The following is a 24,124-nucleotide window of genomic DNA, read 5'->3' as shown; positions in this document are numbered from 1 at the left end:
TTATGTGTTCTCCAACATTTCGCTGTTTGAAGCACCTGGCGGTACTAGTGGCCATACGTTTTCTTCTTCATCGATAAGAACATGAAGTAGGTAAGCGGTTTTGCTCTCAAGCATCTCTTTTAATGCAGGTTCTACTTCTTCTTTACGTGTGATGGTTTTGCCCGGGATATCGAATGCTTTTGCCAGCATCACGAAATCTGGGTTGTCATCCAAGATGGTTTCACTATGGCGGCCATCAAAGAACAGAGATTGCCATTGGCGAACCATGCCTAAGCGAGAGTTATTAAGCAGTACCATCTTCACTGGGATTTGACGACGTTTTAACGTGCCAAGTTCTTGTACGTTCATCATGAATGAACCGTCACCAGAGATAAGAATAGATTGGTCATCAGGACGACCAACCGATGCACCCATTGCTGCTGGTAAACCAAAGCCCATGGTGCCCAATCCAGCAGAGGTGATGAAGTTTTGTGGATCGCGTGGTTGAATATGCTGAGCTGCCCACATCTGATGTTGGCCTACATCTGTCGAAACTATAGAGCTTGAAGGCATCATGTCAGATAGTTGCTTGAGCAGTAGTGGAGCAAAGATAAGATCGCCTGGGTGGTCGTAGCGCCATTTGAACGAAGTACGTAGCCCTTCAGAGTGGTGAACCCAAGATGAGATGTCTTGGCTCAGTTCCAGTTGAGGCATGATTTTGTTGATGTCACCACGAATTGGTGCATCTGCCAGGCGCAATTTACTGAACTCAGCCGCATCGATATCGATATGAATGACTTTTGCGTGAGGAGCAAAGGTATCGAGCTTGCCTGTTACTCGGTCATCAAAACGAGCACCGACAACAATCAACAGGTCACTCTCTTGAACAACTAGGTTAGCGGCCTTGGTGCCGTGCATACCAAGCATACCAAGGTAATGTGGGTCGTCACGCTCGATAGTACCTAAGCCTTTGAGCGTGCTTACGGCTGGCATTGGGTTTAGGCGTAAAAATTCGCGAACGGATTCCGTTGCTTTAGCCAGTTGAACGCCACCACCTACGTATAAAACAGGACGAGTCGCTTGAGATAGGAAGTGTTGTGCTTGTTCAATCGCGTCAGTTGTCGCAACAGGTATCGCTGGTGGTGTAAATTCAGGAAGAACATCGACAGGTGTTTCTGCTAATTGAACGTCTTTTGCGATATCAACAATAACCGGGCCGGGACGACCTGATTTTGCTACGACAAACGCTTCCGCTAGTGTTGGAGCGAGGTCTTCAATATCGGTTACTAGGTAGCTGTGTTTAGTACATGACAGAGACATGCCAATCACATCCATTTCTTGAAATGCATCAGTACCGATGTGTGAGCTAGCAACTTGACCTGTGATAGCAACGAGTGGGATGGAATCCATAAAGGCATCAGCAAGGCCGGTTACTAGGTTTGTCGCACCAGGGCCTGAGGTTGCCATACAAACAGCCACATCTTGAGTTGCACGAGCCATACCAATGGCAGCCATTGCTGCACCTTGCTCATGGCGACATAGGATATGTTCAACACCGCCGTCATAAAGAGCATCGTAGATTGGCATGATGGCACCGCCTGGGTAACCAAATACGGTCTCAATGCCTTGTTGCTTGAGTGCGGATACGGCCAGTTCTGCGCCTTTCATCGTAATTCCTCCGTATTACCTTTATTTTGGTAATTGTTTCCATTGTCTCTGCACATCTTGTGCTCCCATTCTTCCTGTAAATCGGCAAAGCCGAAAATAATAAAATTATAAAAATCGAATCTTTAAATTAGAAAAAACCCCCGAACTTTTCAGTGCGGGGGTTTTTTCTAATTCGTGGTTACTTTTTTCCCACTCGCCCCCGCGCAGTCTCAATAATGACTACGATAATCAGGTTAATCAGTGCATAAATGCGAGCGTTAAATGTCATAAAATTCGAGTTTTCTCGTTTATTGTCTTAAGTAAATGTCTACATCTCTAGTGTTATCACACAAATCTGCTGCATGACAAGGAAAATGTCATTCTTTTTTCACATTAAAACACCATTCCACCACGCTATATAACAACCTTATCGCTTTGGTGAGCAATGAATATCCAGGGCGAATACTTTTAAATCAAAGACAAAGGAAAGTTATGGGACTCGCGATAATTCATAGTCGAGCTAGTGTGGGTGTAGAGGCTCCAGAAGTGACAGTCGAGGTGCATATCAGCAATGGAATGCCCGGTTTTACGTTGGTGGGTTTACCTGAAACAACGGTCAAGGAATCTAAAGATCGAGTGAGAAGCGCGATCATCAATTCTCGCTTTGAGTTTCCATCGAAAAGAATCACGGTTAACTTAGCTCCCGCAGATTTACCGAAAGAAGGTGGGCGGTTTGACTTGCCTATCGCGCTTGGGATTTTAGTTGCGTCGGACCAGTTACCCGCATCAAAAATAGCTCAACATGAATTTATTGGTGAGTTAGCGCTGTCGGGTGAGTTGCGCTCGGTGAAAGGGGTACTGCCTGCAACACTCGCTGCTGACAGAGTTGAGCGTTGCTTAGTCGTACCGCATCACAATGGCGATCAGGCTGCTTTAGTCGGTAAAGGGGCACATAAGTCGGCGCAAACCTTGTTGGAGGTTTGTGCAGATATGTGTGGTCAGGCTCAGCTTGGTCTATATAGAACGGAACATCATCAGGCTGATGTTTCAGTGCTTCGCGACCTACAAGATATTATCGGCCAGCAGCAAGGCAAGCGAGCATTAGAAATCGCTGCTGCTGGTAACCATAATTTATTGTTCCTCGGCCCGCCTGGAACTGGAAAAACGATGTTGGCCTCGCGATTACGCGATTTATTGCCTGAGATGAGTAACGAAGAAGCGATGGAAACGGCTTCGATCGCTTCTTTAACTCAACAAGAGATCAATCAATACAACTGGAAGCAACGACCTTTTCGGTCCCCCCATCATTCGAGCTCAATGGCAGCATTGGTGGGTGGTGGTTCGGTGCCTCGCCCTGGTGAGATATCTTTGGCGCATAACGGGTTATTGTTTCTTGATGAGATGCCTGAGTTTGAGCGCAAGGTACTCGATTCTTTGCGAGAGCCGTTGGAGTCGGGTGAAATCATTATCTCTCGTGCGGCAGGTAAGACGCGTTTTCCTGCGCGCTTTCAATTAGTCGGTGCACTTAACCCAAGCCCTACAGGTTATTATGAAGGCAATCAAGCTCGAGCGAACCCACAAATCATCCTTCGCTACCTCAATCGACTATCAGGGCCGTTATTGGACCGATTCGATATGTCGTTAGAGATCCCCCTGTTGCCCAAAGGGATGTTAGCCGAAGGTGGCGACCGTGGTGAAACGACTCAAGTCGTAAAGCAAAGGGTCAGGCAGGCTCGTGAGCTGATGCTATCTCGCAATCATAAATCGAATGCACTGTTAGGTAGCCGAGAAATTGAAAAGTATTGCCCGTTAAGACGTGAGGATGCGGAGTTTCTGGAAACGGCATTGCACCGATTGGGCTTATCGATTCGCGCTTACCACCGGATCATCAAGGTGGCGCGAACCATTGCTGACCTTGACGGTAATGAGCAGATTGAAAAGAAGCACCTATCGGAAGCGCTTGGCTATCGAGCCATGGATCGGTTGTTGAAGCAACTCACAGCTCAAGCTGTATAGTAATACCAATCGTAGTAAACAACGGGTCATTTATTTACTACGATTGGTATAAAAACAAGAAAGCCTGCTTTTTACGCAGGCTTTCGTTGTTATGAACTAATGGTTATGAGCGAGCAATGAAGCCTAACTAGAACTTGTAGTTCAGACCTACTGAGACGATGTATTGAGACTCATCGTAGAAGGTAATATTCGAGTCGCTGGTACCGTAGCCCGCCAGTGAAACAAACGACCAGTTTTCCCTGTTCATGAACTGCTCATACTCATATGCGGCAAACAGGTTAATGTTGTCATCGCTACGCGTTTTGCCGTAAATCGGGTTGCTAGCATCGTAGGATCGTTGGTTGTAACCCGCAGTCAACGCGTATTGGTGACGACCCATGCCACCAAATAGACTTACCTCACCGCCAAACTGTTCATAAGAGGCAGCCTTGCCATCTGCAGAGCTTGATTGGTAAATCAATGATGGTACTAACATCATGGTACGGCTGAGTGGAACGCGGTATTGGCCTTTCAGGTAGAAGGTTTCTGCATCACGTTGGAGTTCTTCTCTAACTAAATCATCTTCTACATCTTTGGTGGCGTAGGCCATGTCTAGCGAGAAAGCTGAGCCTGCAATGCTGCTTAGCTTCAAACGAAAGGCATTGCCAGTTTCATCGGTTTTGCTTCGAGTAACGCCTTCTGCATATGGATTCGCCCAAGTTTTACCTGACATAATGGTTGGCAGAAGTGAAGCGTCAATGACCATACCTGACTCTAGTTGGTATTTATAACCAACCTCTAGCACAACAGTACCTGTTGCTACGTCATCACGAGCGGTACCCGTATACACTTGATGATTTAATTTTTCACCAAAGGTGTAAGCGACATTGCCCAAAGGCGCGACTAGAAATGAGCTCTCAGATGAGGCTTTCTGGTTATTTGACGAGATGGTGCTATCAGTATCGGTATTAAAATTTGAGGTGGAAGAGGTCACCCCGGTATTGATAGAGATTTCACCACTGAAGCCTTGTTCGTTTGCAAGCTTGGCAAAGGCAGGCGAAGCAGCAACGCTTAATGCGAGAAGTGTGATTTTTATTTTCATTTACGGGCTCCTTGCCCACCGGTTCTTAGGACGGGTTATTAATATCAGTAAAGCACGGTATTTCCAGGCTGATTATTTCTCAATGATGGTTTTTGATTTAGGAAAAAAAAGGAAGCCTGAGCTTCCTTTAATCATTAACTTACTTCTTTAATAAGAAGTTAACCAGCTCGAAGTACTCATCGAGAGAGTTAATACCTTGAGCATCGATCAGGTAGCGATTATTGACTACAACAGCGGGAACGCCTGACAGGCCACTATCTTTAAATGCTTTGTCGAAGCGACGAACCATAGAATCTACTGCAAAGCCATTGTAAGCCGCATCAAATTTTTTCTCGTCGACGCCTTCGTCCAAGAAAATTTGACGTAGCTCTGCTTCATCGCGTGGTGGCTTGTTCATGTTGTGAATGCGGTTAAACATCACTGGCACCATTTTGTCTTCCACTTTCAATGCAATCATGGTTGCGTAAGCTTTGCTCATTGGTAAGCCCATGTTGCCACCCATGAATGAAACATGGTTCTTCTGTAGCTTAGCGTCTTTAGGTAGCTGTTGTTTTAGCTGCTGGATGATTGGCTCAAAGCTATTACAGTGTGGGCAGTAAAAAGAGAAGAACTCTGTCACCATTGGTTTTTTTGATGCTTCTAGGTCGAGAACTTTGTAGTGTTCACCTTCGTTAAATTTCGCAGCGTGAGCTGAAAGGCTCAACATGATCAATGAGAAAAATGCGAATAGCTTTTTCATTTATCCAATCTCCATTATGTTTGAATTTTTATCTAGTTGTATGTTGCGATTATTATTACCACTGAGGCATTAACGAAAGTGGTGGTTCTTGCAGGGTAGCAATTTGCTCTTTACAAGCAAGTACTTGTTGCTCCCAATATTTAGGATCATTAAACCATGGGAAGGCCAAAGGAAAAGCAGGATCGTGCCATCGTTTTGCTAGCCATGCCATGTAATGCACCATACGTAGACCGCGTAGTGGTTCGATTAGTTTCAGTTGTGAGGTATTAAAATCACAAAACTCTTGATAACTCTCTAGCAGAATATCCAGTTGCATCAGTTTATCTTGGCGTTCGCCGTTAAGTAGCATCCATAGATCTTGCACCGCTGGTCCATTGCGCGAATCATCGAGATCGACGAACATTGGTCCGTCGCGCCACAATATATTACCTGGGTGGCAGTCACCATGCAGGCGGATGTTCTCAATGTTGCTCGGCCACTGGTTCTCTAGCTCTTTTATCAGAAGGTCAACGTCATTGAAGAACGCGTTTTCTAGGTGCGTCGGGATAAACTGCGAATTCTCTAGAATCTTACGTGGCTGATATAGGTATTCATCTAAGCTAATGGTTGGACGGTGTTGGAATGTTTTGCCTGCACTTGCCTTATGAATTCGACCAAGGAAACGACCTACCCCTTCCAGTTGGTTCAAGTTATCGACTTCGTACTGCCTGCCACCAACACTGTCAAACAGTGTAAACAGATAGCCTTGATATTCATGTAGGGTTTCGCCATTGATGCGTATCGGCGGTGCGACTGGAATTTCTTGGTCGATAAGCTCAAGTGTAAAGTCGTGCTCTTCTTGAATCTGTTCTTTGCTCCAGCGTTGCGGCCGATAAAACTTAACGACGTAGCGTTTACGGTCTTCGTCGGTGAATTGATATACCCGGTTTTCGTAGCTGTTGAGGGCGAGAAGCCCAGATTCAGCTCGAACTCCAATACTCTCCAGTGCGTACCACATGAAGTCAGGGGTCAAGTTATCAAAGTTAAAGGCTTGCATCGTCATAGAATAAAAAAGGCTCATTACTGAGCCTTTTTCCATTTATAGGGAAGTTATACCAATCCGTGAGAGGCTTGGTATCAGAGTTTCTTGATAAAGCGGCTTTCTACTTCCATCGTAAACTCTTCATTATCCGAGAGTATAAACTGAATTGTCGAAACTGGTGAGCTCAGTTTTTCTGGGTCGACCCCCAAACTGATAGGTAGGTTCAAAACCTCGCCCGGATCGACCGTAATGGTTTGCTTACCGTACCAGATAGAATTGGGTAACCCTTTCACATCAAGTTTGTACTCTTGCTCTTGCTGAGTTTTGTTGATGACTTTCAAGTTGTAAGTATTTTCGACAAGCCCTTGAGTATTGATTCTAAATAGCTGGTTTCTATCTCGCAGAACGCTTAAGCCTGCAGGATCAACACTTGCGATTTGTGCAAAGAATAAACCCAGCATAACGATCAATATTACACCATAGCCTAAGAGTTTAGGGCGCATCACCTTGGTTGAGTGACCTTCAAGTCTATGTTCTGTGGTGTAGTTGATCAGGCCTTTTTCATAGCCCATACGTTCCATCGTGTGGTCACAGGCATCAATACACGCACCGCAGTTAATGCATTCGTATTGTAGGCCGTCACGAATATCGATACCTGTCGGGCAAACTTGAACGCATAAATTACAGTCAATACAGTCACCAAGGCCAAGCTCTTTTGGATCGGCTTTGCGAGAACGAGGGCCGCGGCTTTCACCACGTTCTGTGTCGTAACCAACGATGAAAGTGTCTTTATCGAACATAGCCGATTGGAAGCGCGCGTAAGGACACATGTGCAGACAAACAATTGAACGCATCCAACCGGCATTGGCATAAGTACAGCCTGCAAAGAACAGTACCCAAAACACCGGCCAGAAAGACGAGTTAAAGGTAAAGAAGCCAATCACCAACTCTTTGATAGGGATGAAGTAACCGACAAAGGTTAGTCCTGTTGCGATTGCAATTGCCCACCATGCGATGTGTTTGAGGATTTTTCTAACGATTAGATTGCTTGTCAGTTTACCTGAATCTTGTTTTCTTCTCTTATTGGCAGCGCCTTCTAGCTTTTCTTCGAACCAGATGTACATAAAGGTCCACACGGTCTGAGGACACAAGTAGCCACACCAAACACGGCCTAAAAAGGTTGTGATAAAAAACAAGCCGAACGCAGCAATCATAAATAGGATGGCGAGGAGCGTCAGATCTTGCGGGTACAGCGTGGTGCCAAAGAAGTTAAACTGCTGGCTGCCGATATCGAGTAAGATCGCTTGTCGCTCACCAAATGGAATCCATGGGATAAGCGCAAAAAGTAAAAGTAAGAACCAACCGCCATAACGGCGCAGTTGTTGGAATTTACCTTTGCTTTCTCGAACATAGATTCGGTTACTTGGGTTAAATCGATCTCCATTACCTTTATGTGTTTTCGGGTTAAAGGTTTTAGGCGTCACATCTTTGATATCGATTTTATCCTGACTCATGGACTATCCTTTTTGTGGCTTGTTTGCCCTGTTAAAGAGGGCATGACGACATTACTTGAAAGTATGGTTTAGAGAACCTATTGAAATTGAGCTTGGTGCATTTGTTGTTATCGCACTCACTCTTATTATTTTAGAAGATTCTTATGGATGGCGATTATAACGACAATCTTGTTCTCATTTCTTTAACGCTATCAACCTTTAACAACAAAAGTCATAACAGTTGTGACGAAAAAATAGCGAACAGAAACAAAAAAGCGACCAAGAGGTCGCTTTTTAGAATTGAGCAATTTATTGATAAGGCAATTAAGCTTTAACGCATTTAAGCTGTTAAAGGATACCACGCGCTTTTAAAATCGCGGTTTTGAAGTCATCTTCTTGGTCTTTTTTCAGGCCTGGGATCATTTCATCTTTTTCACTGTTACGCATTTTGAGGTGATAGATCAGAACGTCGTCTGTCAGTTCTTCAAGTTTACCTTCGTAGCCCGCTTCTTTTGACAGTTTAATGATGAATTCTAACAAGTTAAGCTCTTGATCTTTCTGCCACTCAGGCTCCATCAATTCAAGCAGTTCTTCAATACGATGACACTTCATACTTTATTCTCCACAAATTTTATAATGATTTGTGGCTTAAGGTATCAAATCAGGTAGGGAATACCAATGTGTAAACACATTTCAGAAAGGATAGGGCAAGAAAAAAGCGCAGTAAAAACTGCGCTTTTTATTAAGCGGCTTTAATTACTTTTGTTGCAGTCGGTGCTAATAAAGCAGTCTTCTCAACTAAAGTCATTGTTGGAGCCAATTTCTTAGCCATTGGAGCGGCAGCAAAGCCACTACGACGACGCATCGCACTACGGTTGGTGTGCGAGAACCTGACAGCTGTTGGGCGCATTCATTTACCTAACGGTCAGGCATATCCATTGCCAATCTAATGGCCTGATTTACCATGAGATCCGCTTCAATTACTTGAAGAGTCACTCGTCTGGCTTTCGCCAATCCGAATAATAAATCAGGATAATGATATGCATGCATATCAAGGCTTAGATTATCACTATCTAAGTTATCGATCGACGCTTGAGTGATAAATAGACGATATTAGAGCTAAAATAGTGTGAGCAGTATATTTGAGTTTGAACCTCTTTCAGGCTTAAGATGATGTTTTAAAGGAGGTGCATATGTCGTTCTTAAAGAAAACGTTAGCAAGTTTTGGTATTGGATCTGCCAAAGTGGATTCTGTATTGCAACAGGAAGTGCTTTATCCAGGGCAAAAGGCGAGCATTATTGTGCATGTGTATGGTGGCTCTCAACCGCAGGAGATAGATAACATCGATCTCAACCTGTGTTGTCGCTACATAAAAGAAGTGACCACTAATTCGCAAAGGCAAGAGGGCGGTCAAACACGTCGAATGCACCAAACATACTCGTTGGCCAAATGGAGCCTGCCGTATTCCTTTGTGATTCAGCCGGGAGAAACTCGTGACTTTGAATGCGAGTTTGATGTGCCGTTGAATACCCCTGTGACGATTGGTGACTCAAAGGTGTGGCTTGAAACCGGGCTCGATATTGCGATGGCGATTGACCCTTCGGATAAGGATATTTTAACGGTTCGTCCTGATGCGCTACTTGATGGCATTTTTAACGAACTCGAAGCTCAAGGTCTGCGCATTCGCCAAGTTGAATGTGAAGCGGTAGATGGCTTTGAATTACCGTTTGTACAAGAGTTTGAATTTGTTCCAACCACAGGCCCTTATCATGGCCGCTGGCGTGAGCTGGAAGTGGTTGCTCATCGTGATGATACGGAGCTTAAGCTGTGGTTTGAGATAGACCGCAATCGCGATGGTGCAAAAGGTATGTTGGCTAGCTTGCTAGGCATTGGTCAGCTGCAGCGTCAGTTGAGTGTGCCATTGGATACCTCACCAGAAGATGCGGGCAAAATGGTGCTTGAGTATTTAGACAACGCTTCTTAGTGTCTGAGGAGCGATTCGGTCACACATACTTAGCAGCATTTACGTCATAATAATTTAAGCTTACACGTGTAAGCTTAATGTGTAATACTAGGCAAATCGAACATTTACTCTAGTAGGATAACCATGTCTGCATCATCGGCTAGCGAATACAGTGATATTGAAGAACGCGCTAATGCGATAACCCATGGTTTGGGCGTTGTACTTGGTGTGGTAGGCCTGGTCCTATTGCTGATTCGTGCTTTTGATTACCAAGCCGACATGCTTACTGTTGCCAGTATGGCGGTGTATGGCAGCAGTATTATTCTGCTCTTTCTTGCTTCCACGTTGTACCACTCGATCACCACTGAGAAAACCAAGCGCTTACTCAAAACTCTTGATCACTGCGCGATTTATTTACTGATTGCTGGCAGTTATACGCCATTCTTGTTAGTGAGCTTAAGAACACCATTAGCAATGGGGTTGATGGCGGTAATCTGGGGTATCGCGTTGGTCGGAATTATAATGAAGATTGCTTTTGTCTATCGATTTAAGCGCTTGTCATTGGTGACATATTTAGCGATGGGTTGGTTGTCGTTGATAGTGGTGTATCAACTAGCGATGAATATCGAGATGGGCGGTTTGGTATTATTAGCGCTTGGCGGTGTGATCTACTCTTTGGGGGTGATTTTCTATGTGGCAAAACGCATCCCTTACAATCATGCCATCTGGCACTTGTTTGTTTTGGCGGGCTGCGCTTGCCATTTCTTCGCTATTTACTTGTACGTGACTCCAGTTTAGCGAGCTAGTACTTCAGTAATTTCAGCTTTGATCTGATATTCAGGGTGTTGTTCTAGGTCGAGCTTGATTAGCTTGCCTTCCTCACCTGTCTTTGGTCGCAAATATGTATCGGCCATTCGTTTGATTGATTTCCACACTGCAACTTTTTCTTCTGCCAACAACTCGCCTTCTACAGTAAATACGCTGATGTTAAGTGATACCAAAATGACAGCTTGAGTGCCTTGGTTGGTGATGGCAGTCGGAATAATAAGCTCACCATTTTCATAGCGACTTGCACCCAGTACAACATCCACTCCTGATTGAGACAGCTGTAAGCTTGGTTTTTTACTATTAACCACAACCGTTGTGCCACGAGTATTCGTCGCTACCGGGACGGCTACGACAGGTGCTGCTGCAACAGGGACGGCGATCTCTGATGTTGTCGCTGCTGCTTCCGTTTGCTTCGGTGCCACATATTGCCAAGTATAATCATCTTTGAGTAACACTTGTTTGCCATCAGGTAGTGTGACCATTTGATCCGCAAAGGCAGCACTTACGAATACTGAATTTGCGAGCAATGCGCCAGCGAGAAGTACGTATGATTTCATCTGTGTTTCCTTGATTTTGTGCTTGGTTAGCGTCGCCAAAAGGCTGGGAAAAATAGAACGATGAGCGTCAGTATCTCGAGTCGCCCCATCAGCATTCCTAAACTTAATAGCCATTTTGCGGCGTCAGGCAGTGGAGCAAAGTTTCCGGTTGGACCGATCACGCTGCCCATTCCTGGACCAACATTGGCAACGGCTGTGATAGCACCGGATATACTGGTTACAGGATCAAGTCCCATCGCACTCAGCCCACCGGCAATTAAGATAATCGTGATAAAGAACATCAGACCAAATGCAACGAGTGAACGTACGATGTCGTCACTGACTGGTCGTTGATTATAGCGTTGAACAAACACGCCCGATGGATGAATCAGTTTCATCATTTGTTTATGGAGCATGGTCATTGCAATTTGGAAGCGGAAGATTTTGATACCGCCAGAGGTTGAACCTGAGCACGCGCCCGCCATCATTAAAAAGGCAAACAGCGTGGTAGGCAAAGCGCCCCACGCGGTGAAGTCTTCTAAGCCAAAACCAGTTGTGGTGACGATTGACACAATGTTAAACATCGAAACACGCATCGCATCCAATACCGTGTAGCCATCTCTGACCACCAGCCATGTGGATATCACAGCACTGGTGACTAAGAATAGGTAAGCGAAGCCTCTCACTTGGGCATCTTTGTAGAGGATAGAGAGCTTTCTACCGCGCAGCGCACTGACAAAGAGTAAAAACGGTAAGCCACCTAAGAACATGAATACAGTACCCACCCAGTGAGCGCTGTTCGAGAAGTGGTTCATAGAACCGTCTGAGGTTGAGTAACCGCCTGTAGATAGCGTGGTAAATGAGTGGTTGATGGCATCAAACACACTCATGCCCGCAAATAGGTAGCTCACCAAGCATAGGCCTGTTAATACCAAATAGACCGCCACGATGTTCTTGGCGACGGTTTTTGCTCTCGGGCTGCTTTTATCTGACCAATCGGAAGACTCAGTTTGGAACAAGCGCATACCACCGACGTTAAGCATTGGTAGAACCGCTACTGCCATTACGATGAACCCAACACCACCAAGCCACTGCAATATAGATCGCCATAATAGAATGCTTGGTGCCATGCTGTCTAAGCCGCTTAATACGGTTGATCCTGTCGTGGTGATACCCGACATGGTTTCAAAATAGGCATCAGTGAAGCTGATGTGGTTGATGAAGACAAAGGGTAGTGCAGCGAAGGCGCTGGCAATAGTCCAGACCAAAGAGGTGATCAGGAACATGTCTCGCACCCCAAGTCGGAAATTAGCTGAACGGCCTAAGCTTAAGCAGATGAACGCCACAATGTGCGTGATCACTACCGATTGACCAAACTCGAGGAAGCCACCGGTGCCAGTAAAAAAGGCAACCAATGTAGGGATGTACATGAAAAGGGCGAGTTTTGATAACACTAACCCTATCACTAATAATATCGGACGAAAGTTGACCATAGCTTAATAGACCATAGCTTAAATAGATTACAGCTTTGTGCCGGAGCGTCGTTCTCACAAAAAGAAAGTTGCGAGAAGAAGCTTACGAGAACAAGGCTATAAGAAGAATGGGCTCGGTTGGAATAGAGACTCAACATCAGGTACGTATTTCTTGTCCACTAGGAACATCACAACGTGGTCATCTTGTTCAATTACGGTTCTATCGTGCGCAATAAGAACCTCTTCTCCGCGAACAATTGCACCAATAGTGGTGCCCGGTGGCAGTTTGATGTCGCCAATCGCTCGGCCAACGACTTTCGATGTGGTTTCGTCACCGTGAGCAATGGCTTCGATCGCCTCTGCAGCGCCACGACGTAGAGAGGATACGTTTACAATATCAGCACGACGAACGTGAGTAAGCAACGCAGAAATGGTCGCTTGTTGTGGCGATATCGCAATATCAATCACACCACCCTGAACAAGGTCGACGTAAGCACCACGCTGAATCAGTACCATTACCTTCTTGGCACCCATTCGCTTAGCCAGCATAGCGGACATGATGTTGGTTTCATCTTCATTGGTTAGGGCAATGAACACATCCACCTGATCGATGTTCTCTTCGGTTAGCAGTTCTTGGTCGGCGGCATCACCACAGAATACGATGGTGTTTTCTAATTCTTCAGATAGCTTCTCAGCACGAGTGTAACTACGTTCGATAAGCTTGATGCTGTAGCTCTGCTCAAGGCGTTTCGCCAAGCTTGCACCAATGTTACCACCTCCGACAATCATGATGCGGCGGTATGGCTTCTCTAGGCGTTGCAGTTCACTCATTACTGAGCGGATATGGTTACTCGCGGCCACGAAGAAAACCTCATCGTCTGCTTCAATGATGGTAGTGCCTTGCGGGCGAATAGGGCGGCCTTGACGGAAAATAGCAGCAACACGAGTATCGATGTGCGGCATGTGCTCACGCAAAGCAGATAGGGCGTTACCGACCAGTGGACCACCGTAGTAGGCTTTTACTGCGACGAGGCTAACTTTCTGTTCAGCAAAGCTCACAACCTGCAATGCGCCTGGGTATTGAATCAGGCGCTCGATATAGCTGGTCACTAGCTCTTCGGGTGCGATCAGGTGATCGACTGGGATAGCACCAGACTTGAATAGCGCTTCTTTCTCTTCTAGGTATTGAGGAGAGCGAATGCGGGCAATTCGGTTTGGTGTGTTGAAAAGAGAAAAGGCAACCTGACACGCAGCCATGTTGGTTTCATCCATGTTGGTTACGGCAACCAACATGTCGGCATCTTGCGCGCCCGCTTCACGTAGTGTGTTCGGGTGGCTGGCATAACCGTTTACAACCCTAAGGTCGTATTTATCCTGAAGTTCACGAAGTCGGTCAGTATTACGGTCGACAATAGTGATGTCGTTGTTTTCACCAACCAGGTTTTCAGCAAGGGTACCGCCAACTTGGCCTGCACCTAGGATAATGATCTTCATAGCCTGTCTCTTTTCTTTACCGTCGTAATTCTAGTGATCTCACTTTGTTTTGATAATGCACTAGAAAGAAACAGCGGCTAAGAAATAAATTCTTAGCCGCTGTTAGTTGTTATGCCTGTTTTACTAGAACTGCGTAGTAGAAGCCATCCATATCTTCTTCTCCAGGCAGTATTTGACGACCTGGATTTTCGATATCAGACCCAACAAGCGTTGCGTTCTCGGTACGCTCAAGGAATGCTTTCACTTGCAGCACGTTTTCTTGCGGCGTGATAGAACATGTCGCATAAACCATGGTGCCGCCTTCTTTCAGCTGACGCCACATTGCATCCATGATCTCGCTTTGCAGCTCTGCTAGTGCATCAATATCAGATGCACGACGTAGCCACTTGATGTCAGGGTGACGACGAATTACGCCAGTCGCTGAACAAGGAGCATCAAGCAGGATACGGTCGAACTTATCACCCATCCACCACTCTTCAGGGTAGCGAGCATCGCCACAGATTACGTCGGCACGCAGTTGTAGGCGTTCAAGGTTATCGTAAACACGGTCTAGGCGTTTAATATCACTGTCAATCGCAACCACTTCAGTGTCTTGAGTATGTTCAAGAATGTGCGCAGTTTTACCACCTGGCGCTGCACAACAGTCTAGGATTAGCTCACCATCTTTGGGTGTTAGGTAATCAACAGAAAGTTGAGCTGCAGCATCTTGTACAGATACCCAACCTCTGTCGAAACCCGGAAGCAAAGTAACATCACAAGGTGACGCTAATTTTATGGCATCAGCCGCTTCTGGGTGCAGTGTGTATTCAATGTTTTCGTTTTTAAGCAGTTCAACATACTCGTCACGAGTGTGGTGTTGACGGTTTACGCGCAGCCACATTGGTGCTTTGCTGTTGTTTGCTTCAATCAGTTGCTCCCACTGATCTGGGTAGCTTTCTTGAAGCATTTTTAGAATCCAGCTTGGATGGCTGTATTTGCCCGCATTGTGGCTAACTGCTTTTTCATCTAGCTCTTCTTGATCGCGCAGGTAGCTGCGAAGTACTGCGTTGATCAAACCACTCAGGCTTGGGCCGCGCAGCGTTTTGGTTGCTTCAACTGTTTCAGCAACGGCAGCATGCGAAGGGATGCGCATAAAGCTCAACTGGTAAATGCCTACTAAGATCAGGTGGTGGAATACGCGCTTTTTACCTTTAAGCGAGTTTTCCATCAGTTCGTTAGCGATTGACTCCAAGCGAGGCAGGTAACGAAGTGCGCCGTAGCAAATCTCTTGCAGTAGAGCATGGTCTCGCGGACGGATCGTTTTTTGAGCCGCAGGGAGAGCGTGTGAAAGAGAGTGGCCTTTATCGACAACTTGGAATAGGACATTTGCAGCAGCAGCGCGAACATTCATGAGGGGTACCGAATATTTATTTGAATACATGAGGGCATCTCTGCCCTCGTAAAGGTTTTCTAAACTGTGTTTTTACAAGCTACACGTTTTTAAGTACATATTGAGTAGCTTTAAAGCGGTTAAGAAAGTTGAGTACCAACTTCAAACCAGCTTGCACGTGAGTTCAAGATATCTTGAACTGACATAGCTTTTTTGCCTGGAACTTGTAACTGTTCCAATACTAGTACTTTGTCGCCAGTCGCAACATAAATACCAGTCTTATCTGCTTTGATTATTGAGCCAGCTGGCGCAGACGTCGATTCTTCATCAACACGTGTCTGCCAAACTTTAATGCTTTTTTCATCATTAGAGCTGCTATCAGTAATCGCAAAGTGACTCATTGGCCATGGGTTGAAAGCGCGCACACAACGTTCGATGTGTTCTGCACTGTCATTCCAATCAATTTTTGCTTCTTCTTTGCTCAGCTTCTTCGCGTAGTTAGCAAGCTCGTCATCTTGCTTCTCAGCAACAGCCTTACCAGAAGCGATGTCTGCTAAACACTCAACAAGAGCATCAGGACCAAGACCAGCTAACTTTTCGTACATTGACGCACTGGTATCTGTAGATTCGATTGGTAGCGTTGCGATGCTTAGCATATCACCGGTATCTAGGCCGATATCCATCTGCATGATCGTCACGCCAGTCTCTTTATCGCCCGCCCAGATAGAGCGTTGGATCGGAGCAGCACCACGCCAGCGTGGCAGGATTGAACCATGCACGTTGATACAACCTAAGCGAGGCGTATCTAATACAGCTTGTGGAAGCAATAAGCCGTAAGCGACAACAACCATGATGTCAGCATTCAAATCTGCTAGCTCTTGCTTAGCTTCATCTGACTTGAAGTTTTCTGGTTGGTAAACCGGAATATTGTTTTCAAGTGCGATGTTTTTTACCGGGCTCGCAGTCAGTTTTTTACCGCGGCCTGCTGGACGATCTGGCTGTGTGTAAACAGCAATAACTTCATGCTCCGAAGACAACAACGCCGCCAAGTGACGGGCGGCGAAATCCGGAGTACCTGCGAAGACAATTCTTAAAGATTGACTCAAGGTAGACTTCCTTCTTAATTTAGTAATAGCAGCGGTTATTAACCTTGTTTCTCGTTGAAACGTTTAATCTTCGCTAGCTTATCTTGAATACGTTTGCGCTTTAGTGGCGATAGGTAATCAACAAACAACTTACCTTCTAGGTGGTCAAGTTCGTGCTGAACACAGATAGCCAGAAGGTCGTCAGCGTCGAATGTGAATTCGTTGCCTTCGCGGTCCAATGCTTTAACTGTTACTTCTGCAGCGCGAGGTACTAGAGCTCGAGCGCCGGGTACAGATAGACAGCCTTCTTCGATACCATCTTCGCCACGCTTCTCGGTAATTTCAGGGTTGATCAGAACAATAGGTTCATCACGTGTTTCTGAAATATCGATAACAACGATGCGTTGGTGGAAATCTACTTGCGTTGCCGCAAGGCCGATACCTTCTTCGTCGTACATGGTTTCAATCATGTCATCAACGAACTTTTGAATCTCTGGGGTAACTTCTTTTACCGGTTTCGCCACGGTACGTAGACGATCATCTGGTAATGTTAATACTTGTAATACAGACATATACACTCGAAATATTGAACTGTGCCGAAACAGCTTAAACCTTGTTGGCTCAATTCTAGACATTTTAGAGGTCAAATGACAGCATCCTGAAGGTAATTCTCAAATCAGATGTCATATATTCAGACCAAGGAACCTAGGTCATGCGTCATTTTTCTTCTATTTTTTCTCTCGTTTGTGCCTCACTTTCGTTCACCGTTATGGCTGAAAATAGTGAGCAACCTTTAACCATTAGGCAGGATGCACCTCAGGTTTATGTCGTAGTTAAGGGCGATACCTTATGGGATATTTCCACGATGTATCTCGATAGTCCTTGGTTGTGGCCGAGGTTGTGGCAAGTAAATCCAGAGATAGAAAACCCTCACCTTATTTACCCCGGAGATAAATTGTCTTTGGTTTGGATTAATGGCGAGCCTGTATTGAGCCTAAAGCCTGTAATTAAACTGAGCCCTAAGATTCGTGTCTCTGAGAAGAAAGCGGTGCCTACCGTCAACGAGGGGCTGGTTCTGCCATATCTACAATCTGACCGCTTGGTTGAGCAGCAAGATATCCAATCAGCTCAACGAGTGTTGGGGACAAGCGATGGTAAACGTTTCTTATCGGGTGAAGACCGGTTATTTATCTCGGGTAAACAGCAGTATCCCAAGTGGGGTATCTACCGCGCCGTCGAAACTTACCAGCGACAGCTACCTCAGGCGAGTATGACCTCGTTACGTTTGGTCGCCACGGCACGCTTAAAAGAAGTGGACGCTGAGTTCAGTCGCTTACAGATCGAGACCCAACTGCAAGAGGTGCTGCTTAACGATCTAGTGTTGCCTGAGCTTGGTGTCGATCAGGTGAAGCTCTCAACCACATTTTATCCAGCGCCTAGTGCTGCAGGGCAGTTTGCTAATATATTGGGTTCATTAGATGGCAGCCAATACAGTGCAAAGAATCAGGTGGTCGTTATCAATAAAGGCTCACAGGACAATCTTCGCCAAGGCTCTATGTTTACCCTCAGCGAAAACGGCGCTGTGGTGTTTGGTAAGCAAGGTGAATACAGCTACAAAGAGTCAGCGGCGAGCGATAAGGTGCAATTGCCAAGTACCTCGCTCGGTAGTTTGATGGTCATCCGCCCTTACGAGTATTTTAGTCTCGCCCTGATTACTCAGAGCTCAAAACCGGTTAGCAATGGCATTCTGGCGGTATCGCCTGTGGACCTTGCTTTGAAGGAAGAGGTTAAGGGCACCAAGTGAATGAGCAACCACTGATCGCTTGGCTCTCTCTGAGCTTTGTTCCGCAATTGGGTGGCAAGCGACTTTCTCGATTGCTGAGCATTGATTCCCCTTCGAATATTGTTGGTTACTCAAGTCAGCAACTGCAAGCGCTTGGTCTGTCTGCCAAGCAAATTGCTTATTTAAGAGAGCAAGCCCCAAGAGAAGTGGAGGCTTGCTTAGCGTGGCAAGCAAGACAACCCAACCATCACATCCTTACCCCGAATTGCCCTCATTACCCCAAACTGCTGAATGAGACCGCCTCTGCGCCAAGTGTGCTTTTTGTTAAAGGTCATGTTGAAAAATTGATTGAGCCTCAAATCGCGATGGTCGGCAGTCGCAATGCTAGTCTCGAAGGGTTGCAAACCGCGAAGTCTTTCGCCAAAGAGTTCGTTCAAAACGGTTTGATTGTCACCAGTGGCTTAGCGCTCGGTATCGATGGCTATGCTCATGATGGTGCTCTAGATAAGGGTGGGGAAACTTTTGCTGTGTTGGGTTCGGGTTTGGATTCTATTTATCCTGTCCGACACCGAAATTTAGCGGATAGAATTTGTGAGAATGGTGCGTTGATTTCAGAGTTCCGTCCAGATGCCAAACCACGACCTGAACATTTTCCTCGTCGTAACCGTATTATAAGTGGTTTATCGCTCGGAACCTTAGTGGTTGAAGCAGCTGAGAAAAGTGGCTCTTTGATTACGGCTCGCTATGCCATGGAGCAGGGGCGCGAGGTTTTCGCGCTTCCAGGTTCTATTCATAGCCCAACCAGTCGTGGAGGGAATAGTTTAATCAAAGCTGGTGCATGTTTGGTACAGAGTGCTCAAGATGTTCTGATTGAAATAAAGAGTCTGTTAGACTGGTCTATTGATCAGCAGCCCAGTTTGTTCGAACCTACGTCCAGTATTGGGGAAAATGAACAATTGCCATTTCCACAGCTGTTCGCTAACGTAGGGTTAGAGGCGACACCCGTTGATATTTTGGCACAGAGAACCCATATACCTGTGCATGAGGTCATGATGCAGCTTTTGGAGCTTGAGCTCTCAGGGCATGTTGTTGCAGTTTCCGGTGGCTATATTCGAAAGGGGAGAGGCTAAGCTATGATGATGGACATACTGATGTACTTGTTTGAAACCTACATCCATAGCGATTCTGAATTGCAGGTGGATCAAGATGAGCTGGAAGATGAGCTTCTTCGAGCAGGGTTTCACCAAGATGATATTTATAAGGCTCTCCATTGGTTAGAAGATCTTGCAGCATTGCAAGATACCGAGAACCAAGCGGCGATTAGTGTGTGTTCCAATACCTCGATGCGTATTTATACCAGTCGAGAGATTTCACGTATTAATATGGAGTGTCGAGGTTTCTTACTGTTCCTTGAGCAGATCAATGTACTCACAACAGAGATTCGTGAAATGGTGATTGATCGTGTGATGGGGCTTGAGACCAACGAATTTGAATTGGATGATCTGAAATGGATTATCTTAATGGTGCTATTTAATGTGCCGGGTAATGAAAGTGCTTACACGCAAATGGAAGAGCTGTTGTACACCAAAGAGCAAGGTATCTTGCATTAATACAGGCTTGTCATGAGTAGTAAGATTGATAATCAGCTTTTTTCAGCACATGAACATGCACTAGAGCATGAACCATGTCCACAGTGTGGTGGAGAGCTTCAGCTTCGCCATGGTAAGCACGGTCCATTTTTAGGCTGCAAGCAGTATCCAAGTTGCGATTACATCAAACCCCTACATCAAAACGATGGCCATGTGGTGAAAGAGCTGGGTGTACCATGTCCTAAATGCCAAAACGAATTGGTATTAAGGCAAGGTCGCTTTGGGATGTTTATTGGTTGTAGCAGCTATCCAGAGTGTAATCACATCGAATCTTTGGACCAACCGAAAGAACGGCCTGAAGAGCAGCCACTTGTTGCTTGCCCTGAGTGTGGCAGAGGCCATTTGGTTGAGCGTAAATCTCGCTATGGCAAAATCTTCTATGCTTGTGATAACTACCCTAAGTGTAAATTCGCCGTTAATCAGCCACCTGTTATAGGTCGTTGTGAAGAATGCTTGTTTCCATTGTTGCTGGAGAAGAAAACGGCCAGTGGTACTAAGAAGCAATGTGCTGATCGCAAGTGTCACCACATTCAATCTCAATAACCTTATGTTATAGACACAAAAACGGCGCTCAATGAGCGCCGTTTCTATATTAAACCCACAATGAAAGCTTACTTCAGTTGCTCTGCAAATTCATGAACAGCAGGGTAGGCTTGCTTATCGAGAATGTTTGCCAATGAACATAATGTTCTTTGCAGCTCGGCGTTGTAGTCAGCGCTCACATTGATGTGGCCCATCTTACGACCCGCACGCTTCTCTTTGCCATACCAATGAACATGACAACCGTCTTGAGCCAGAATAGCCTCAGGGAGGGTATCTTCGCCAAGAATGTTGATCATTGCCGTGGGACGAATCAGTTTAGTGCTGCCTAGTGGCATTCCACATACGGCACGTAGGTGATTTTCAAACTGACAAGTTTCAGCACCTTGTTGAGTCCAGTGGCCAGAGTTATGAACACGTGGTGCAATCTCATTTACAAGCAGTGAACCTTTAACATCAAAGAATTCAAGCGCCAACACACCAACGTAATCCAAACGCTCTGCAACTGAGGTGAACATGGTTTTCGCTTGCTCTTGCAGTTCAATGTCATCAATTGCTGTCGATAAGCTCAACACGCCATCGGTGTGAACATTCTCAGCCAGTGGGTACACTTGAATATCGCCATTGATACCACGAGCACCGACCAGTGAGACTTCGCGATCAAACGGGACGAACTCTTCAGCCACAATTGCTTGGTTATCTGTTGCGGCAATGCACTCCGCCATTTCTGTCCATGTCGTGTCAACATTGTCTAATGTCTTTAAGCGCCATTGACCTTTGCCATCGTAGCCGCCAAGTGTGCTCTTCAATACCATTGGTAAGCCAACGTGAGCGATCGCAGCGTCAAAGTCTTCGCGAGAATTAATCACGTAGTACTTGGCATTTTTCACATTTGCTTCGTCTAACAGGGCTTTTTCAAGGCGACGATCACCGCCAGCTTTGATTGCTTCTGTTGTCGGTAAGAACTTACCGCTGCGCTCACACACCTCAAGTACATCGTGAGGGATATGTTCGAATTCAGCAGTAATGACGTCCGCACGCTCAATCGCATTTTCTAAGCCGCTGCCTAGAATCGCTTGCGTTAATGGGTGAACAATATTTTTGCTGCCAACATCAAAAGCAGAAATTTCAATATTCAGTGGTGCCCCAGCTAGGGACATCATGCGAGCAAGTTGGCCCGCGCCTAACACAAGAACATGCATGGGAATTAGTCCTCTGCAGGGTTTGGATTAGCCAGAACCGTTTCTGTTTGCTCAGAGCGGAACGCTTCTACTTTTGCCATCACTTCTTCATTGTGAGTACCAATGATTTGCGCGGCTAGGATACCAGCGTTAGCAGCACCAGCTTCACCGATAGCCAGAGTACCTACCGCGATACCTTTTGGCATTTGTACAATAGAAAGCAGAGAGTCCATGCCTTTCAGTGCTTTAGACTGAACGGGAACACCAAGAACAGGTACGCTTGTGAAAGCTGCAGCCATACCCGGAAGATGCGCAGCACCACCCGCACCCGCAATAATCACTTTAATACCGCGCTCTTTCGCACTGGTTGCGTAGTCTGCAAGCAACTGAGGTGTGCGGTGAGCAGAAACCACTTTTGTTTCGTACGCCACGCCAAACTGATCCAACATTTCTGCAGCTAGCTTCATTGTTGGCCAATCAGATTTAGAACCCATGATAATACCGACAGTCATCTCAAACTCCTTCAGGTACGATTTAATTAGTGATTAGATATTTTGCGCGCATTATACGGGTAAAACTGCCTAAGGAAAACGTTTGCGTCAGTCTAAGTTGTTAATTGATACATTTTATAAACAAATAGCTTTAGTCACAGTGAATGATAATTTGTACACTTAGCGAGTTTGATAACTGAATTAACGAGGCAGCCCGTGGATAACTTTCAACATACATTGCAGGCATTACAGCAAGGTGAAGTCATTGCTTACCCTACCGAAGGCGTTTTTGGGGTCGGTTGTGATCCCGATAATCCACAAGCTATCAAGAAATTGCTCGATTTAAAACAGCGACCGATGGAGAAAGGGTTGATCCTAATTGCTGCGAGTTATGAGCAGTTGTTGCCTTATATTGATGAAAGCCAGTTGACGGAAGCGCAGTTAGCGACCGTAAAAGCAACGTGGCCTGGCCCAGTTACTTGGATCATGCCAACCAGCAGCAAAGTGACTAACTGGGTCAGCGGCCAGTTTGATTCCATTGCAGTACGAGTGACTGATCACCCTTTAGTTCAAAGAATGTGTAATGAATTCGGTAAGCCGTTAACCTCTACCAGTGCCAACCTGACTGGCGAGCCGCCTTGCATGACGACTGAAGAAGTTCAGCAGCAACTTGGCCAATATCTAGTCTCTATTTTAGAAGGTCACACGGGTGGTCGCGAAAAACCAAGCGAAATTAGAGATGCAAAAACGTCGAAAATATTAAGACAGGGTTAAACCCTGCAAAGGAAGTAAGATGTCAGCAATTGATAAAGAAGCAGTAAAGCAGTTTTTACTGAGCCTACAAGATTCGATTTGCCAACAGCTTGAACAAGCTGATGGTGCAGCTCTTTTTGAAGAAGATGCATGGCAGCGTGAACCTGGCGAACGTCTTGGTGGCGGTGGTCGAACTCGCGTGATGACCAATGGTGCGGTATTTGAGCAAGGCGGTGTTAACTTTTCTCATGTCGCTGGTAAGGCTATGCCTGCCTCTGCAACAGCTCACCGTCCTGAATTAGCCGGACGTAAGTTTGAAGCTATGGGTGTCTCATTAGTTATCCATCCTAAAAACCCATACATCCCAACCTCACACGCGAACGTACGATTCTTTATTGCCGAAAAGGAAGGGGAAGATCCTATCTGGTGGTTCGGTGGTGGTTTTGATTTAACGCCATTCTATCCTGTCGATGAAGATTGCCAATCTTGGCATCAAACTGCTAAAGACCTGTGTGCACCATTTGGTGATGATGTTTACCAAGAACACAAAGAGTGGTGTGATAAGTACTTCTATCTACCTCACCGTGATGAAACACGTGGTGTTGGCGGTCTGTTCTTTGATGACTTAAACGAGTGGGGCTTTGAAAAGAGCTTCGCTTATATGCAGGCGGTCGGTGAAGGTTTTGCAGCCGCGTATTTACCAATTGTAGAACGACGCAAAGAGACACCTTATGGTGAACGTGAGCGTGACTTCCAGCTTTATCGTCGTGGTCGCTATGTTGAATTTAACCTTGTGTATGACCGTGGCACCTTATTTGGCCTGCAAAGTGGTGGTCGCACAGAGTCTATATTGATGTCGATGCCGCCGTTGGCTCGTTGGGAATATCGCTATGAACCACAAGCGGGCTCACCAGAAGCTCTGCTTTATAGCGACTACCTAAAGCCTCGAGTTTGGTAGTTCTTCCTTCCTTATAGGGATAGTGATAGGGTCATCTATATAGAA

24 protein-coding genes are annotated in these 24,124 nt (G+C 45.8%); 9 read left to right on the top strand and 15 right to left on the bottom strand.

The genetic code is table 11. The features are described 5' to 3' along the window. Positions 1–1,647 (bottom strand): acetolactate synthase 2 catalytic subunit, encoded by a 1,647-nt coding sequence (gene ilvG / locus OCW38_RS14910; RefSeq protein ID WP_261894705.1) that lies wholly within the window; start codon positions 1,645–1,647, stop codon positions 1–3. Between the two features lie 471 nt (positions 1,648–2,118). On the opposite strand from ilvG, the gene OCW38_RS14905 reads away from it, so the two are divergent. Next, the gene (locus tag OCW38_RS14905; protein WP_261894703.1) at positions 2,119–3,642 is read left to right on the top strand and encodes a YifB family Mg chelatase-like AAA ATPase; all 1,524 of its coding nucleotides are present in this window, start codon (positions 2,119–2,121) and stop codon (positions 3,640–3,642) included. Between the two features lie 127 nt (positions 3,643–3,769). On the opposite strand, the gene OCW38_RS14900 is transcribed toward OCW38_RS14905, so the two are convergent. The 6 genes from OCW38_RS14900 to OCW38_RS14875 form a co-directional block, all read right to left on the bottom strand. Next, entirely contained in the window at positions 3,770–4,723 is a 954-nt protein-coding gene (locus OCW38_RS14900; protein WP_065100099.1) for a DUF2860 domain-containing protein, read from the bottom strand. 139 nt (positions 4,724–4,862) lie between these two features. Then, entirely contained in the window at positions 4,863–5,462 is a 600-nt protein-coding gene (locus OCW38_RS14895) for a thiol:disulfide interchange protein DsbA/DsbL (protein WP_010433299.1), read from the bottom strand. Between the two features lie 55 nt (positions 5,463–5,517). Then, entirely contained in the window at positions 5,518–6,504 is a 987-nt protein-coding gene (locus OCW38_RS14890) for a serine/threonine protein kinase (protein ID WP_010433301.1), read from the bottom strand. Positions 6,505–6,578: 74 nt separating this feature from the next. Next, positions 6,579–7,997: a cytochrome c oxidase accessory protein CcoG gene (gene ccoG / locus OCW38_RS14885; protein ID WP_016767534.1), complete on the bottom strand. Its 1,419-nt coding sequence runs from the start codon at positions 7,995–7,997 to the stop codon at positions 6,579–6,581. A 327-nt stretch (positions 7,998–8,324) separates the two neighbouring features. Beyond that, positions 8,325–8,588, bottom strand: coding sequence for a YihD family protein (locus tag OCW38_RS14880; protein ID WP_010433308.1), 264 nt, complete (start codon positions 8,586–8,588; stop codon positions 8,325–8,327). A 130-nt stretch (positions 8,589–8,718) separates the two neighbouring features. After that, entirely contained in the window at positions 8,719–8,886 is a 168-nt protein-coding gene (locus OCW38_RS14875) for a hypothetical protein (RefSeq protein WP_010433312.1), read from the bottom strand. Positions 8,887–9,169: 283 nt separating this feature from the next. Between OCW38_RS14875 and OCW38_RS14870 the strand changes: the two genes are divergently transcribed. After that, entirely contained in the window at positions 9,170–9,961 is a 792-nt protein-coding gene (locus OCW38_RS14870) for a sporulation protein (RefSeq protein WP_010433315.1), read from the top strand. Between the two features lie 123 nt (positions 9,962–10,084). Continuing rightward, complete coding sequence (trhA, locus tag OCW38_RS14865; RefSeq protein WP_016784121.1) at positions 10,085–10,738, top strand: PAQR family membrane homeostasis protein TrhA; 654 nt, start codon at positions 10,085–10,087, stop codon at positions 10,736–10,738. Here trhA and OCW38_RS14860 read toward each other — a convergent pair. The 6 genes from OCW38_RS14860 to def all read right to left on the bottom strand — a co-directional run bounded on the left by OCW38_RS14860 (position 10,735) and on the right by def (position 17,296). Beyond that, the gene (locus OCW38_RS14860; RefSeq protein ID WP_016784120.1) at positions 10,735–11,325 is read right to left on the bottom strand and encodes a DUF3157 family protein; all 591 of its coding nucleotides are present in this window, start codon (positions 11,323–11,325) and stop codon (positions 10,735–10,737) included. The two genes, trhA and OCW38_RS14860, sit on opposite strands and share 4 nt — an antisense overlap. 26 nt (positions 11,326–11,351) lie before the next feature. Next, entirely contained in the window at positions 11,352–12,797 is a 1,446-nt protein-coding gene (locus OCW38_RS14855; RefSeq protein WP_261894698.1) for a TrkH family potassium uptake protein, read from the bottom strand. A 96-nt stretch (positions 12,798–12,893) separates the two neighbouring features. After that, positions 12,894–14,270, bottom strand: a complete 1,377-nt coding sequence (gene trkA / locus OCW38_RS14850) for a Trk system potassium transporter TrkA (protein WP_010433327.1) — start codon at positions 14,268–14,270, stop codon at positions 12,894–12,896. A 109-nt stretch (positions 14,271–14,379) separates the two neighbouring features. After that, the gene (gene rsmB, locus OCW38_RS14845) at positions 14,380–15,660 is read right to left on the bottom strand and encodes a 16S rRNA (cytosine(967)-C(5))-methyltransferase RsmB (protein WP_016784119.1); all 1,281 of its coding nucleotides are present in this window, start codon (positions 15,658–15,660) and stop codon (positions 14,380–14,382) included. Positions 15,661–15,779: 119 nt separating this feature from the next. Further along, entirely contained in the window at positions 15,780–16,745 is a 966-nt protein-coding gene (gene fmt, locus OCW38_RS14840; protein WP_010433333.1) for a methionyl-tRNA formyltransferase, read from the bottom strand. Positions 16,746–16,783: 38 nt separating this feature from the next. Further along, positions 16,784–17,296 (bottom strand): peptide deformylase, encoded by a 513-nt coding sequence (gene def, locus OCW38_RS14835; RefSeq protein ID WP_010433336.1) that lies wholly within the window; start codon positions 17,294–17,296, stop codon positions 16,784–16,786. A gap of 140 nt (positions 17,297–17,436) precedes the next feature. On the opposite strand from def, the gene OCW38_RS14830 reads away from it, so the two are divergent. The 4 genes from OCW38_RS14830 to OCW38_RS14815 are packed head-to-tail and all read left to right on the top strand — an operon-like array spanning position 17,437 to position 20,699. After that, complete coding sequence (locus OCW38_RS14830) at positions 17,437–18,528, top strand: LysM peptidoglycan-binding domain-containing protein (protein ID WP_016787660.1); 1,092 nt, start codon at positions 17,437–17,439, stop codon at positions 18,526–18,528. Further along, the gene (dprA, locus tag OCW38_RS14825) at positions 18,525–19,637 is read left to right on the top strand and encodes a DNA-processing protein DprA (protein WP_016767529.1); all 1,113 of its coding nucleotides are present in this window, start codon (positions 18,525–18,527) and stop codon (positions 19,635–19,637) included. The genes OCW38_RS14830 and dprA overlap by 4 nt, the downstream gene beginning before the upstream one ends. Positions 19,638–19,640: 3 nt before the next feature. Continuing rightward, positions 19,641–20,117, top strand: a complete 477-nt coding sequence (locus OCW38_RS14820; RefSeq protein ID WP_009848094.1) for a DUF494 family protein — start codon at positions 19,641–19,643, stop codon at positions 20,115–20,117. 12 nt (positions 20,118–20,129) lie between these two features. Next, complete coding sequence (locus tag OCW38_RS14815) at positions 20,130–20,699, top strand: DNA topoisomerase family protein (RefSeq protein ID WP_010433345.1); 570 nt, start codon at positions 20,130–20,132, stop codon at positions 20,697–20,699. Positions 20,700–20,767: 68 nt separating this feature from the next. Here OCW38_RS14815 and OCW38_RS14810 read toward each other — a convergent pair whose 3' ends face one another. Continuing rightward, complete coding sequence (locus OCW38_RS14810) at positions 20,768–21,898, bottom strand: 5-(carboxyamino)imidazole ribonucleotide synthase (protein WP_010433347.1); 1,131 nt, start codon at positions 21,896–21,898, stop codon at positions 20,768–20,770. Between the two features lie 5 nt (positions 21,899–21,903). Next, the gene (gene purE / locus OCW38_RS14805) at positions 21,904–22,389 is read right to left on the bottom strand and encodes a 5-(carboxyamino)imidazole ribonucleotide mutase (protein WP_004735777.1); all 486 of its coding nucleotides are present in this window, start codon (positions 22,387–22,389) and stop codon (positions 21,904–21,906) included. A gap of 195 nt (positions 22,390–22,584) precedes the next feature. On the opposite strand from purE, the gene OCW38_RS14800 reads away from it, so the two are divergent. After that, on the top strand, positions 22,585–23,142 hold the full coding sequence (locus OCW38_RS14800; protein WP_010433350.1) for an L-threonylcarbamoyladenylate synthase: 558 nt from the start codon (positions 22,585–22,587) through the stop codon (positions 23,140–23,142). Between the two features lie 19 nt (positions 23,143–23,161). Then, complete coding sequence (gene hemF, locus OCW38_RS14795; RefSeq protein ID WP_016767527.1) at positions 23,162–24,079, top strand: oxygen-dependent coproporphyrinogen oxidase; 918 nt, start codon at positions 23,162–23,164, stop codon at positions 24,077–24,079. Positions 24,080–24,124 lie beyond the last annotated feature (45 nt).

The organism is Vibrio cyclitrophicus, assembly GCF_024347435.1.
Classification (GTDB): Bacteria; Pseudomonadota; Gammaproteobacteria; order Enterobacterales; family Vibrionaceae; genus Vibrio; species Vibrio cyclitrophicus.
This window is presented reverse-complemented; position numbering and strand designations above follow the sequence as displayed.

What these genes read in the sequence shown, in the direction of transcription:
- trkA (WP_010433327.1), bottom strand. Translation starts at nt 14,270, where the DNA reads ATGAAGATCATTATCCTAGGTGCAGGCCAAGTTGGCGGTACCCTTGCT.
- OCW38_RS14815 (WP_010433345.1), top strand. Translation starts at nt 20,130, where the DNA reads ATGAGTAGTAAGATTGATAATCAGCTTTTTTCAGCACATGAACATGCA.
- OCW38_RS14890 (WP_010433301.1), bottom strand. Translation starts at nt 6,504, where the DNA reads ATGACGATGCAAGCCTTTAACTTTGATAACTTGACCCCTGACTTCATG.
- OCW38_RS14880 (WP_010433308.1), bottom strand. Translation starts at nt 8,588, where the DNA reads ATGAAGTGTCATCGTATTGAAGAACTGCTTGAATTGATGGAGCCTGAG.
- OCW38_RS14820 (WP_009848094.1), top strand. Translation starts at nt 19,641, where the DNA reads ATGATGATGGACATACTGATGTACTTGTTTGAAACCTACATCCATAGC.
- OCW38_RS14900 (WP_065100099.1), bottom strand. Translation starts at nt 4,723, where the DNA reads ATGAAAATAAAAATCACACTTCTCGCATTAAGCGTTGCTGCTTCGCCT.
- OCW38_RS14875 (WP_010433312.1), bottom strand. Translation starts at nt 8,886, where the DNA reads ATGCGCCCAACAGCTGTCAGGTTCTCGCACACCAACCGTAGTGCGATG.
- def (WP_010433336.1), bottom strand. Translation starts at nt 17,296, where the DNA reads ATGTCTGTATTACAAGTATTAACATTACCAGATGATCGTCTACGTACC.
- ilvG (WP_261894705.1), bottom strand. Translation starts at nt 1,647, where the DNA reads ATGAAAGGCGCAGAACTGGCCGTATCCGCACTCAAGCAACAAGGCATT.
- OCW38_RS14855 (WP_261894698.1), bottom strand. Translation starts at nt 12,797, where the DNA reads ATGGTCAACTTTCGTCCGATATTATTAGTGATAGGGTTAGTGTTATCA.
- OCW38_RS14830 (WP_016787660.1), top strand. Translation starts at nt 17,437, where the DNA reads ATGCGTCATTTTTCTTCTATTTTTTCTCTCGTTTGTGCCTCACTTTCG.
- trhA (WP_016784121.1), top strand. Translation starts at nt 10,085, where the DNA reads ATGTCTGCATCATCGGCTAGCGAATACAGTGATATTGAAGAACGCGCT.
- OCW38_RS14895 (WP_010433299.1), bottom strand. Translation starts at nt 5,462, where the DNA reads ATGAAAAAGCTATTCGCATTTTTCTCATTGATCATGTTGAGCCTTTCA.
- hemF (WP_016767527.1), top strand. Translation starts at nt 23,162, where the DNA reads ATGTCAGCAATTGATAAAGAAGCAGTAAAGCAGTTTTTACTGAGCCTA.
- OCW38_RS14870 (WP_010433315.1), top strand. Translation starts at nt 9,170, where the DNA reads ATGTCGTTCTTAAAGAAAACGTTAGCAAGTTTTGGTATTGGATCTGCC.
- OCW38_RS14905 (WP_261894703.1), top strand. Translation starts at nt 2,119, where the DNA reads ATGGGACTCGCGATAATTCATAGTCGAGCTAGTGTGGGTGTAGAGGCT.
- OCW38_RS14860 (WP_016784120.1), bottom strand. Translation starts at nt 11,325, where the DNA reads ATGAAATCATACGTACTTCTCGCTGGCGCATTGCTCGCAAATTCAGTA.
- purE (WP_004735777.1), bottom strand. Translation starts at nt 22,389, where the DNA reads ATGACTGTCGGTATTATCATGGGTTCTAAATCTGATTGGCCAACAATG.
- ccoG (WP_016767534.1), bottom strand. Translation starts at nt 7,997, where the DNA reads ATGAGTCAGGATAAAATCGATATCAAAGATGTGACGCCTAAAACCTTT.
- rsmB (WP_016784119.1), bottom strand. Translation starts at nt 15,660, where the DNA reads ATGAATGTTCGCGCTGCTGCTGCAAATGTCCTATTCCAAGTTGTCGAT.
- OCW38_RS14810 (WP_010433347.1), bottom strand. Translation starts at nt 21,898, where the DNA reads ATGCATGTTCTTGTGTTAGGCGCGGGCCAACTTGCTCGCATGATGTCC.